The following is an 11,604-nucleotide window of genomic DNA, read 5'->3' on the forward strand; positions in this document are numbered from 1 at the left end:
GGCCTGTGGGCCGATGTGCCGCCGAGACCGGGCGTGCCTGCAGGCTGCTGGAGTCGGCGGGCTCCGGGCATGCCCTTGGCCCGCCAATGCAAATGCGAATTCTATTCATTTGCGCGGTTCTACAATCGCCGCATGTTTTTGACCGTCTCCCAACTCGAGGTGCGCTACCCGGGCCGCGACAGGCCTGCCGTGCAGGGCGTCACGCTGAATCTGGCCGCTGGCGACATCGGCGTGCTCATCGGCCCCTCGGGCTGCGGCAAGACCACGCTGCTGCGTGCCGTGGCGGGCCTGGAGCCCGTGAGCGGCGGCGAGATCCGCATCGACGGCCAGCTCGTGGGCAGCGCGGATTTCTCGCTCCCTCCCGAGCAGCGGCGCATCGGCATGGTGTTCCAGGACTATGCGCTGTTCCCCCATCTGAACGTGGGCCGCAACGTGGCCTTCGGCATCCACCATCTGCCCAAGGCACGCCAGGCCGAGCGCGTGGCCGAGGTGCTGGAGCTGGTGGGCCTGGCCGGCAGTGCAGGGAGGTTTCCGCATGAGCTGTCGGGCGGCCAGCAGCAGCGCGTGGCACTGGCCCGCGCACTGGCGCCCAGCCCGCAGCTGATGCTGCTGGACGAGCCGTTCTCCAACCTCGACGTGGACCTGCGCGAGCGCCTGGCGCATGAGGTGCGCGGCATCCTCAAGGCCGCAGGCGCCACGGCCCTGTTCGTCACGCACGACCAGCTGGAGGCCTTTGCCATCGGCGACATGATCGGCGTGGTCCACCAGGGGCAGCTGCAGCAGTGGGACGACGCCTATTCGCTGTACCACCGCCCGGCCACGCGCTTCGTGGCGGACTTCATCGGCCACGGCGTCTTCGTGCCGGCCACGCTGGCGCCTTCCGGGGCCGGCGGCGTGGTGGCGCGCACGGCGCTGGGCGATCTGGTCGATCCGGCCACCTGCCCGCTGCCCGCGCAGTTTCCGGGCGGCGAATGCGATGTGCTGCTGCGCGCCGACGATGTGGTGCACGACGATGCCTCTCCCGTGCAGGCACGCATCCTGCGCAAGGCGTTTCGCGGCTCGGAGTTCCTCTACACGCTGGAGCTGGCCAGCGGCCACAGCGTGATGGCCCATGTGCCCAGCCACCACGACCATGCGGTGGGCGAGTGGGTGGGAATCCGGCTCGACATGAATCACGTGGTCGCCTTCCCGCGAGAAACACAGGGCGCCCCGCAGTCCGCTGCAGCCTGAACCAGCGGCGTCCGCCGCGCCGTCCGGGCTTTGTCATTCGACGGTCACGGGTGGAACCCAGAATCAGTCACATCTTGTGACAATTCAAGGCCGCCCATGTTTGCTCTGGACCCCTCCTCCACGCAGCACCCTGCAGCGGATCACCTACCCGACCCTGCCCCCATTCCCGCGCTGGCCCCGGCGCCCGCCGCGCCGCGCCTCGTGGCCCGTGCAGGCCAGCTCAGCCAGCCCACGGCACCGATTCCCCCCGAGACCAGCAACGAGGATGTGCACCGGCTGTTCAGCGAGCAGCCCCTGCTCGAAACCCTGGCCGTGGTGGCCGATGACCGGCCGCTGGGCCTGATCAACCGCCAGCGGTTCATGGAGCAGTACGCGCGGCCCTTTGCGCGCGACGTGTTCGGCCGCCGCAGCTGCATGGTCTTCACCGACACCGCGCCCATGGTGGTGGCGGCCGGCCTGCCCATCGACCAGCTGGTGCAGCAGGCGCTGGCCAGCGGCAGCCGCGTGCTCAAGGACGGCTTCATCACCGTGGAGGAAGGCCGCTACGCAGGCATAGGCACGGGCCACGCGCTGATGGCCGCCATGTCCGACATCGAGGCCGACAAGACGCGCCAGCTCATGGCCAGCATCGACTACGCCAGCCTGATCCAGCGCTCGCACCTGGTCGAGTCCGACCGCGTGCTCGCCAGCCAGCTGGCGGACCACGGCCTGCTGTGGGAGCCGCGCGACGTGGTGGGCGGCGATGCGTATTTCTTCCGCGCCACACCGCAGGGCCTGCTGGGCTGCATGTTCGACTGCACGGGCCACGGCGTGCCGGGCGCCTTCATGACGCTGATTGCGCTGTCCTTTCTCGAACAGGCCGTGGCGCCTGCAGGTATCGGCACCGGCGCGGCCATCGACCCCGGCGCCCTGCTGGGCCAGATGAACCGCTACATCAAGCGCGTGCTGCAGCAGCGCAGCCGCGACGTCCAGCCCGCCTGGGTCGCACCGGCAGCGCCCGCCGATGGCCTGCCCGCCGAAAAAGCCTCCAGCGACGGCCTGGACGCCGCGCTGTTCCTGCAGTCGCACTGCGGCACGCAACTGCGCTTTGCCTCGGCCCGGCTGGACCTGCTGGTGGCGCCACCCGGCGTGCAGGAGGCGGCACAGGTGCAGATCCATGCCGGCGACAAGCTGGGCATAGGCTATGCGACCACGCCCGACGACGCGGCCTGGAGCACGCAGGAGCTGGAGGTCGCGCCCGGCTCGCTGCTGATGGTGGCCACCGATGGCGTCATCGACCAATTGGGCGGCCCGCGCCAGATCGCCCACGGCAGAAAGCGCCTGGCGCGCTTCCTGCACGAGCAGCACGACCGCCCCGCCGCCCAGGCCTGCGCCGAATTCCGGCAGGCCTTTGCCCAGTGGCAGGGCACGCAGCGCCGCCGCGACGATGTCTCGCTGCTGGTGTGGCGCAACCAGGCCCTGCAGCCATGAGCCCGTCCGAATTCGCGCACCTGCGCGCCCAGGCCGAGCACAACGGTCTGCTGCTGTACTACGCGGGCACCTTCAACCCCAATGTGATCCAGGCGGCGGCCGACACGCTCAAGTGCCGGCTGGCCAGCGAGGACGGATCGAGCAGCGCCAAGCGCAAGCTGTTTTCCACCTTCATCGAGATGGCGCAGAACGTGCTGCACTACGCGGCGCCGCTGCATGCCTCTGACGCCGGAGCCAGCCAGGCACTCGGCGAACCCGTGGCGCAGGGCGCCATCGGCGTGGGCCGCATCGATGCACCGGCCGGTGCCCCGGACGCGGGGGCCGATCAGGCACAGGCGCGCTTCTGGATTGCCTGCAGCAACGCCGTGCGCCGCGAACATGTGCCGCGCCTGGCCGCCAAGCTGGATGCCGTTCGCGCCATGAGCCACCCCGAAATCAAGGCCGCCTACAAGGCCCAGCTGCACAACACCGACCACAGCGCCAGCGATGACATCAGCCGCGGCGCGGGCCTGGGCTGGCTGACCATTGCGCGCGACGCCTCGGCACCGCTGCAGTACCACATCGCCACGGGAGAGGACGCCGCAGATACCGCGCCCCATGCCGTGTTCCACGTCAAGGCGCTGATCTGAGCGCCGGGCCCCCTTCCCGAATCCGAATGACGCCGCCATGCAAGCACTGAAATCCGAACGCACTTCCGTCACGCCCGAAGTGGTCTTCTCGCCGGCCGAGCAGCTTTTGCGCATCGAAGGCGAGTGCTATCCCGAAAACCCCCTGCCCTTCTTCAACCCCCTGCTGGCCATGCTGGGCCAGTACTTCGAGGCAAGCCAGCCCGCACGCTTCGTGGCCGAGGTGAAGCTGCAGTACATCAACAGCGCATCGACCATGGGACTGCGCTCGCTGTTCGAGCTGCTCGACCAGGCCGGGCAAAAGGGCACGGACATCCGCGTAGTCTGGGCCTTCGACGAGGAAGACGACGCCATCGAGGAACTGGGCGCCGACCTGGTGGAGGACTTCGCCAACCTGGTGCTGGAGCGACAGCCCTACAGCAACTGAGGGCGGGCCTGCTCCGCGCCGGCCTTCAGGCCAGCGGCTTGCCCATGAGCACCGTGGTCAGGCCGCAGTCCCACTCCTCGTCGGGATAGGTGTCCAGCGTGGCATAGCCCTGCGCCGTGTAAAAGCCCAGGGCCTGGGTGTTGAAGCTGTCGGTCTCCAGGCGCACCTGGGCGTGGCCGGCGGCGCGCAGAGCCTGCTCGGCATGGGCCAGCAGGGCACGGCCCACGCCGCGCCCCTGCCAGGCCGGCAGCACATGCAGGGCGCCGATGAAGTCATCCACCCAGTCCACGAAGCCGGCGACTACGCCGCCGCACTCGGCCACCCAGAACAGGTGGCCGCGCGACTGCACGTACTGCGCGGTCTTGCCGGAGGCGCAGAACTCCGCATGCTTGTCCGCCGTCAGCTGGGGCTTCCAGGTGCTGTCGTAGGTGGCCCAGAGAACGGCGTTCAGGGCCGGAAGGTCATCAGGCCGCGAGGGCCGGAGCGTGAGGGTGTCTGTCATGTCGCTGGCAGCGTTCAGGCCTGGCGCAGCCGGTCCACCTCGGCATGCAGATCCTGGGCCCAGACGCGGCGGTCGCGGCCTTCGGCCGTCTGAGGCTGCCCATAGTGGACGACGGCCACCAGGTCGTCGGCGCACAGCGTGCGCCAGATGGAGCCCAGCAGGGTTTCATCGCCCTCGTAACTGGGTGCGTGGCTGATCTGCCCGGTGGCGCCGTCGATGAAGCGCAGGCCGACGGGCAGCACGGGCGCATCGATCTGAACGGCCGCCTGCAGCAGGTTGGCATGAAAGGGCAGCAGCTTGCGGCCGTCGCCCGTCGTGCCTTCCGGGAAGATGGCCAGGATCTCGCGGCGCTGCAGGGATTCCTCCATGCTCTGCACCATGCGCCGGGCATCGCGGCGCGAGGTGCGCTCGATGTACAGCGTGCCCGCCGCCGTGGCCAGCGTGCCGATCAGCGGCCAGCCCTTGACGTCGGACTTGGAGATGAAGCGGCAGTGCCGCGCTGCATGCAGCACGGGAATGTCGAGCCAGGAAATATGGTTGCTGACCATGAGCATGGGGCCCTGGCGCGGCGGCTCGCCCTGGATCTCCAGTCGCACGCCCGCATGGGCCAGCAACTGCAGGGCCCAGGCCTGCACATGGGCGTGCTGGCGCGCCTCGGGCAGCTGCGGAAAGCGCAGGGCCACGATCCACAGCCCCTTGCACACATGGCCGAACAGGCGCGCTGCGCGCAGCGTGGCGCGCCCTCCATTACGCAAGCGTTTCATTTCAGCCATTCAGAGCGTTTGGCAACGCCCATGCCCGTGAAACAGGCACGCTCCATCTCAGGGACACCGAGGAAGGGCCGCCCCGCACCGAGGGTGTCGTCCCCCTCCCTCGCGTAGCGAGTAGAGAGGGGGAAGTCGCGAAGCGACTCAGGGGGCGCTTCATTTCAGCGGCGTTCGTAAGCGATACGGCCATCGACCAGCGTGCAGCGCACACGGGCCGGCAGCTCGTAGCCGCCGAAGGGCGTGCTCTTGCCCTGGCTGGCCAGTTCCTGGGGCTTCACGGTCCAGGCCGCCTGCGGATCGACGATGCACAGGTCGGCCACGCCGCCCTCGGCCAGACGGCCCAGTTGCTCCTGCAGCTCGCCCAGCGCCGATCCCAGCACCTGCACGGGCGATGCCGTGATGGCAGCCAGTGCGCGGCTCAGGGGCACACCGCTTTCCTGCGACCACTTGACGGCCAGCGACAGCAGCAGCTCCACGCCCGTGGCGCCGGGCTCGGCTTCGGCAAAGGGCAGGACCTTGGCGTCTTCATCGACGGGCGTGTGGTCGGAGACCAGGGCGTCGATGGTGCCATCGGCCAGCGCGGCAGACAGCGCATCGCGGTCGCGCTGCTGGCGCAGCGGGGGCGTGACGCGTGCGCTGCTGTCGAAGTAGCCGATATCGGTATCGGTCAGGTGCAGCGAGTTGATGGACACGTCGGCCGTGACCTGCAGGCCTTCGGCCTTGGCACGGCGCACCAGTTCCACGCCTGCGGCGCTGGACAGGCGGCACAGGTGCACGCGCGCCTGGGTGCCGCGCATCAGCTCGAAGATGGTGTGCAGGGCAATCGTCTCGGCCGCCACGGGCACGCCGGACAGGCCCATGCGCGTGGCCAGCGGGCCGCTGGCGGCCACGCCCTTGCCCAGGTACAGCTCCTGCGGGCGCAGCCACACGGTGTAGCCGTAGGTGGCCGCATACGCCAGCGCGCGCTGCAGGGTCTGGGTGCTGGTCATAGGCACTTCGGCCTGGCTGAAGCCGATGCAGCCGGACTCGGTCAGCTCGGCCATCTCGGTCAGCACTTCGCCCTTGAGGCCCAGCGTCAGCGCGCCCAGCGGGAACAGGCGCGACTGGTGCAGCTTCTCGGCGCGGAACTTGAGCATCTCCACCAGGCCCTGCTCGTCGAGCACGGGGTCGGTGTCGGGCGGGCAGACCAGGCTGGTCACGCCACCGGCCACCGATGCAGCCATCTCGGACTGCAGCATGCCTTCGTGCTCGTGGCCGGGCTCGCGCAGGCGCACGGCCAGATCGACCAGGCCCGGCAGCACCCAGCAGCCGGCGGCATCGATCTCGCGTTCTGCGGCAAATCCCTCGGGCGCCTTGCCGATGGCCAGCACCTTGCCGCCGTCGATGGCCACGTCGGCCTGCTGGTCCAGGCCCCGTGCCGGGTCCATCACTCGGCCGTTGCGGATGAGTATCTTCATGGTTTGCTACCCCGTAGACCGCAGGCGGCGCATGGGCTGCGGCCTGCGGCGATCAAAAACATATGCATTCACAAAAAGCGCCTGGACTCAGTCCAGGACACCGGGCATGGAAAAAGCATGGCCCATCTCAGGGACGCCGAGCAAAGGCCGCCCTGCAGCGAGGGCGTCGTCCCCCTCCCGCGTAGCGAGAGAGGGGGAAGCGACGCAGTCGCTCAGGGGGTGCTTCATTTCAGGCTTCGTTGCCGGCCACTATCGACATGACGGCCATGCGCACGGCGATGCCGAACGAGACCTGCGACAGGATCACGGCCTGCGGGCCATCGACCACTTCGGAGTCGATCTCCACGCCGCGGTTGATGGGTCCCGGGTGCATGACGATGGCGTCCGGCTTGGCCAGGCGCAGCTTCTCGGCCGTGAGGCCGAAGCTCTTGAAGTATTCCTGGCTGGACGGCAGCAGGGCGCCGCTCATGCGCTCGTTCTGCAGGCGCAGCATGATGATCACGTCACAGTCCCGGATGCCCTCTTCCAGCGTGTGGAAGACGCGCACGCCCATCTGCGCCAGGTCCGGCGGCACCAGGGTGCGCGGGCCGACGACGCGCACTTCGGCTGCGCCCAGCGTGGTCAGCGCATGGATGTCGGAGCGCGCCACGCGCGAATGCAGCACATCGCCCACGATGGCCACGCGCAGGTTGGCGAAGTCCTTCTTGTAGTGGCGGATGGTGTACATGTCCAGCAGCCCCTGCGTGGGGTGGGCGTGGCGGCCGTCGCCGGCATTGACCACGTGGACATGGGGCGCCACATGCTGGGCGATGAGGTAGGGCGCACCCGACTCGCTGTGGCGCACGACGAAGATGTCGGCGGCCATGGCCGAGAGGTTGGCGATGGTGTCCAGCAGCGACTCGCCCTTGCTGGCCGAGCTGCGCGCGATGTCCAGGTTGAACACGTCGGCCGACAGGCGCTTGGCCGCGATCTCGAACGTGGTGCGCGTGCGCGTGCTGTTCTCGAAGAACAGGTTGAACACGCTCTTGCCGCGCAGCAGCGGCACCTTCTTGACCTCGCGGTCATTGACGCTGACGAAGTTGGCCGCCGTGTCCAGGATGTGGGTCAGGATGTCCTTGGACAGTCCTTCGGTGGACAGCAGGTGGATCAGTTCGCCGTTCTTGTTGAGCTGGGGATTGCGCTTGTACAGCACGGTCAGGCCTCTTGGATGCGGAATTGGAAGACGCCGGCGTCATCGCGCGCCAGCGACAGCAGGCGGTCGGCCGGCAGCGCGATGCGCGCGGCGGCAAAGTCGGCCTGGAAGGGCAACTCGCGCCCGCCCCGGTCCACCAGCACCGCCAGGCGCACGCAGGCCGGGCGGCCGTAGTCATAGAGTTCGTTGAGCACGGCGCGCACGGTGCGGCCGGTGTAGAGCACGTCGTCCAGCACCAGGATGTCGGCGCCGTTGACGTCAAAGTCGATCTGCGTCTGGGCGCTGGTGGCCATGCCGCGCTGCGCGAAGTCGTCGCGGTGCAGGGCCGAGGACAGCACGCTGGGGTTGCCGGGCAGGTTCAGGTCCTTGTGCAGCCGCTCCACCAGCCAGGCGCCGCCCGAGGTGATGCCGGCCAGGCGGGTTTCAGGCCCCATGAGGCTGCGCACGCCGCGCAGCAGTTCGCGGTACAGGGCCTCGGCGTCCAGCACCAGGCTGCCGGCTCCCGCAATGGTTTCACTCATGGAAGACTCCTCAAAAACTGTTCAAGAATGATGCAGGCCGAGGCCGCATCGGCATCCCTTGCGCCACCGGCCAGGGCCTCGGTGGTGCTGTAGCGCTCGTCCACCTCGTAGACAGGCAGGCCGAAGCGGCTCTTGAGCTGGCGGCCGAACTTCTTCGCCCGCGCCGTGTTCTCGTGCGCATTGCCGTCGGGGTGGTAGGGCACGCCGATGACCAGCGCATCGGGCTGCCACTCCTTGATGCGCTCGCCGGCCTGGGCCAGGCGGGCCTCGCCGGCCTCGGCGCGGATGGTGGGCAGCGGGTTGGCCGAGCGCAGCATGCGCGTGCCCACGGCGCAGCCCGTGCGCTTGGCCCCGAAGTCGAAGGCCACGAAACTCTGGAAATGGGAGGGAACGGTGGGCGGCACGGCCGTGCCGGCTGCCGCTGCTGCCTGGGACTCGGGAGCGGGCAGGCTCATGCGCGCCCCGCCTCGGGCGAGATCATCCAGCGCTGCAGGCCCAGCAGGCCCAGGGCGCGGTCATAGCGGTCGTCGACCGGGGTATCGAAGATGACGTTGGCGTCGGCGCCCACCGTGAGCCAGGCGTTTTCGGCCAGCTCCGACTCCAGCTGTCCCTCGCCCCAGGACGCATAGCCCAGGGTGACCAGCAGGCGCTTGGGGCCTGCGCCGTCGGACAGGGCTTCGAGCACGTCCTTGGAGGTGGTCATCTCCAGGCCGCCGGGAATGGTCATGGTCGAGGCGTAGGCGGACTCGTCGTCGGGCGCGCCTTCGATGACCATGGGGTCGTGCAGCACGAAGCCGCGATCGGTCTGCACGGGCCCGCCGTTGAAGACACGGTTGCCGCGAAGGTCCTCGCGGCCCAGGGCCAGATCCACCTTTTCCAGCAAGCCTTCCAGCGTAAGCTGCGAGGGCTTGTTGATAATCAGACCGAGCGCACCGCGCTCGCTGTGTTCGCACAGGTAGATCACACTGCGCGAGAACGCTTCGTCTTCCAGGCCAGGCATGGCAATCAGGAAGTGGTGCGTCAGATTGATAGGCGCAGTTTCAGCAGACATAACCACGGATTTTACCGGCGATCCATGCCACCTTCTTACCCTGTGGGCTTGGTCTGGCTGCGGCGCGACCTGCGCCTGGCCGACCACGCTGCCCTCTACCACGCGCTGCGCCAGTGCAGGCAGGTGCATTGCGTGTTCATCTTCGACGACGACATCCTCGCCCCCCTGCCCCGTGCAGACCGGCGCGTGGAGTTCATCTGCCAGAGCCTGGGCGGGCTGGACGATGCGCTGCGCGAGGCCTCGGGCCGCGCCGACACCGGCCTCATCGTGCGCCGTGGCCAGCCCGCTGAGCAGATCCCGGACCTGGCCCGGCAGCTCGGCGCCCAGGCCGTGTTCTGCAACTGGGACGACGAGCCCGACGCCCTGGCCCGCGACGCCCGCGTGCGCCAGGCCCTGGCCGCCGAGGGCGTGGCCCTGCACAGCTTCAAGGACCACATGGTCTTTGCGCGCGACGAGGTGCTGACCCAGGCCGGCGCGCCGTTCTCGGTGTTCACCCCGTACAAGAACGCCTGGCTGCGCCAGATCACGCCCTTCTTCCTGTCCGCCTATCCCAGCGAGCGCGACCTGCCCGAGCGCCTGGCCCCGCGCCCCGAAGGCGAGCGCCGCCCCGTGCCCACCGCAGCCGACCTGGGCTTCGAAGCCGGCACGCTGGACGGCCTGCGCCTTCCCACGGGCTGCGCTGGCGCCGAGGAACTGCTGGCCGACTTCCTGCCGCGCCTGCCGCGCTACAAGCAGGCGCGAGACTTTCCCGCCGTCAAGGGACCCAGCTACCTGAGCGTGCACCTGCGCTTTGGCACGGTCTCCATCCGCCGCCTGGCAAGGCTGGCCTGGGAGCAGACGCAGAGCCAGCCCCATGATGCCGAGGGCGCCGCCACCTGGCTGTCCGAGCTGATCTGGCGCGACTTCTATTTCCAGATCCTGGCCCACCATCCGCACGTGGTGCACGCCAGCTTCAAGCCCGCCTACGACGCCATCGTGTGGGATACCGGCCCCGAGGCCGACGCGCTGTACGCCGCCTGGTGCGAGGGCCGCACCGGCTATCCGCTGGTCGATGCCGCCATGCGCCAGCTCAACACCACGGGCTACATGCACAACCGGCTGCGCATGGTGGCGGCCAGCTTCCTGGTCAAGGATCTGGGCATAGACTGGCGCCGGGGCGAGGCCTGGTTTGCGCGCCAGCTCAACGACTTCGACCTGGCGGCCAACAACGGCGGCTGGCAGTGGGCGGCCTCCACGGGCTGCGACGCCCAGCCCTGGTTCCGCATCTTCAACCCCATCACGCAAAGCCAGAAGTTCGATGCCGATGCGCGCTTCATCGAGCGCTACGTGCCCGAACTGGCCCGCCTGCCCGCCGCGCTGCGCCATGCGCCCTGGCAGGCCCGGCCGCTGGAGCTGGCCGAGGCCGGCGTGGTGCTGGGCACGGACTACCCCCATCCCGTGGTGGACCACGCAGCCGCGCGCGAGCGCACGCTGGCCCGCTATGGCGTGGTCAAACAGGCGGCCGATGACTCCAAATGATTCCCACTGCCCACCTCATCGCTGCAGGGTCCAGTGGTTCGGAAAATCGAAGGAAAGCTGCCTTTGGTGGCGGATCGAAAGCAGGTAAACCGTGCCCCTGATCCGCGCATACAGCAGCAGATAGTGGGCCATCACGTACTCACGCAGCTCGCCGTCCTTGTCGAGTGAGCCCAGTTGTTTCTTCAGACGTGCCAAGCCTCTGGCGCCCTCGACCGAGCGAGCCGGCAGCTCCAGAAACGAGCGACCCATGCCAGGGAAGCTTTCCAGATTTGGGATGACGGTCTCCGTCAGTTCGTCCAGCAGCGCGTCGAAGGCGTGCGGGGCCTGGGCCTCGATCAGGAAGTCCTCAAGCACTTGCAGGTTCCGCTCGAAGTTGCCCGTGAGCTTGACGGTGCTCCTGGCTGCCATGCTGCGAGGCCGCGTTCAGGGCGTGCTATGCATTACCCGGCCGCCCTGGCAGCACGTCGGCGCTTGATGGCGCCCAGCGTGCTGCGCGCATCCTTGACCTCGCCCGCCGCCACATCCGCGAGGCCTTGGCTGGCATCGTCGATCAGCAGCAAATGGATTCGCTCGCGCTCCAGCTGATGGTAGTAGCCCAGCCGTTGGGCGTCGATGATGGCCACGTAGCTCTCACCGTTCTTGGTGATGATCTTCTCGGCCCCTGCCTTCACCTGGTCGGCCAGTTCAGACAGGTGTGCCCTGGCTTGCGACAGCGGAATCACGTCACCGGCAGAAATGGCCATGTTCGGCTCCCCCAGGAGTTGTACAGAATCCTGCACATCATAAGCACTTCGAAATGGGCCTCACGCACGGGCCGTTGAAACAAAAAAGAGCAGCGGATGC

The 11,604-nt window shown here is 68.5% G+C and carries 14 protein-coding genes; 5 read left to right on the forward strand and 9 right to left on the reverse strand.

The annotated features are described in order from the left end of the window. The first annotated feature begins 132 nt into the window (after positions 1-132). The 4 genes from AC57B5_RS14095 to AC57B5_RS14110 all read left to right on the forward strand — a co-directional run bounded on the left by AC57B5_RS14095 (position 133) and on the right by AC57B5_RS14110 (position 3,753). On the forward strand, positions 133-1,230 hold the full coding sequence (locus tag AC57B5_RS14095) for an ABC transporter ATP-binding protein (RefSeq protein ID WP_013804019.1): 1,098 nt from the start codon (positions 133-135) through the stop codon (positions 1,228-1,230). A gap of 96 nt (positions 1,231-1,326) precedes the next feature. Continuing rightward, positions 1,327-2,700 carry a SpoIIE family protein phosphatase gene (locus AC57B5_RS14100; RefSeq protein ID WP_496399766.1) on the forward strand — a complete coding sequence of 458 codons (1,374 nt, stop codon included), beginning with the start codon at positions 1,327-1,329 and terminating at the stop codon, positions 2,698-2,700. Further along, a complete protein-coding gene (locus AC57B5_RS14105) occupies positions 2,697-3,329 on the forward strand; it encodes a DUF6272 family protein (RefSeq protein WP_496399767.1) in 633 nt (210 codons plus the stop codon). Before AC57B5_RS14100 ends, AC57B5_RS14105 begins: the two co-directional genes overlap by 4 nt. Before the next feature lie 37 nt (positions 3,330-3,366). Then, the gene (locus AC57B5_RS14110; protein ID WP_269197405.1) at positions 3,367-3,753 is read left to right on the forward strand and encodes a DUF1987 domain-containing protein; all 387 of its coding nucleotides are present in this window, start codon (positions 3,367-3,369) and stop codon (positions 3,751-3,753) included. 25 nt (positions 3,754-3,778) lie between these two features. Here the strand turns inward: AC57B5_RS14110 and AC57B5_RS14115 are convergent, their stop codons facing one another. The 7 genes from AC57B5_RS14115 to AC57B5_RS14145 form a co-directional block, all read right to left on the reverse strand. Continuing rightward, positions 3,779-4,255 (reverse strand): GNAT family N-acetyltransferase, encoded by a 477-nt coding sequence (locus tag AC57B5_RS14115; protein ID WP_496399768.1) that lies wholly within the window; start codon positions 4,253-4,255, stop codon positions 3,779-3,781. A 14-nt stretch (positions 4,256-4,269) separates the two neighbouring features. Beyond that, positions 4,270-5,019, reverse strand: a complete 750-nt coding sequence (locus AC57B5_RS14120; RefSeq protein ID WP_043824190.1) for a lysophospholipid acyltransferase family protein — start codon at positions 5,017-5,019, stop codon at positions 4,270-4,272. A gap of 164 nt (positions 5,020-5,183) precedes the next feature. Continuing rightward, positions 5,184-6,479: a dihydroorotase gene (locus AC57B5_RS14125; protein ID WP_013804025.1), complete on the reverse strand. Its 1,296-nt coding sequence runs from the start codon at positions 6,477-6,479 to the stop codon at positions 5,184-5,186. A gap of 229 nt (positions 6,480-6,708) precedes the next feature. Continuing rightward, positions 6,709-7,671: an aspartate carbamoyltransferase catalytic subunit gene (locus AC57B5_RS14130; protein ID WP_012203510.1), complete on the reverse strand. Its 963-nt coding sequence runs from the start codon at positions 7,669-7,671 to the stop codon at positions 6,709-6,711. A gap of 2 nt (positions 7,672-7,673) precedes the next feature. Beyond that, positions 7,674-8,192 (reverse strand): bifunctional pyr operon transcriptional regulator/uracil phosphoribosyltransferase PyrR, encoded by a 519-nt coding sequence (gene pyrR / locus AC57B5_RS14135; protein WP_012203509.1) that lies wholly within the window; start codon positions 8,190-8,192, stop codon positions 7,674-7,676. Next, positions 8,189-8,647: a Holliday junction resolvase RuvX gene (gene ruvX / locus AC57B5_RS14140; protein ID WP_012203508.1), complete on the reverse strand. Its 459-nt coding sequence runs from the start codon at positions 8,645-8,647 to the stop codon at positions 8,189-8,191. The genes pyrR and ruvX overlap by 4 nt, the downstream gene beginning before the upstream one ends. After that, entirely contained in the window at positions 8,644-9,243 is a 600-nt protein-coding gene (locus AC57B5_RS14145) for a YqgE/AlgH family protein (protein WP_012203507.1), read from the reverse strand. The genes ruvX and AC57B5_RS14145 overlap by 4 nt, the downstream gene beginning before the upstream one ends. Before the next feature lie 24 nt (positions 9,244-9,267). Here AC57B5_RS14145 and AC57B5_RS14150 point away from each other — a divergent pair, with 24 nt between their 5' ends. Then, positions 9,268-10,761 (forward strand): cryptochrome/photolyase family protein, encoded by a 1,494-nt coding sequence (locus tag AC57B5_RS14150; RefSeq protein WP_496399769.1) that lies wholly within the window; start codon positions 9,268-9,270, stop codon positions 10,759-10,761. 15 nt (positions 10,762-10,776) lie between these two features. Here the strand turns inward: AC57B5_RS14150 and AC57B5_RS14155 are convergent, their stop codons facing one another. Both AC57B5_RS14155 and AC57B5_RS14160 read right to left on the reverse strand, forming a co-directional pair. After that, entirely contained in the window at positions 10,777-11,169 is a 393-nt protein-coding gene (locus tag AC57B5_RS14155) for a type II toxin-antitoxin system RelE/ParE family toxin (RefSeq protein WP_496399770.1), read from the reverse strand. A gap of 32 nt (positions 11,170-11,201) precedes the next feature. After that, complete coding sequence (locus AC57B5_RS14160) at positions 11,202-11,504, reverse strand: type II toxin-antitoxin system Phd/YefM family antitoxin (protein ID WP_043824197.1); 303 nt, start codon at positions 11,502-11,504, stop codon at positions 11,202-11,204. Between the last annotated feature and the right edge of the window lie 100 nt (positions 11,505-11,604).

Source organism: Delftia sp. BGA-UO-ETr-SB1 (assembly GCF_059567865.1).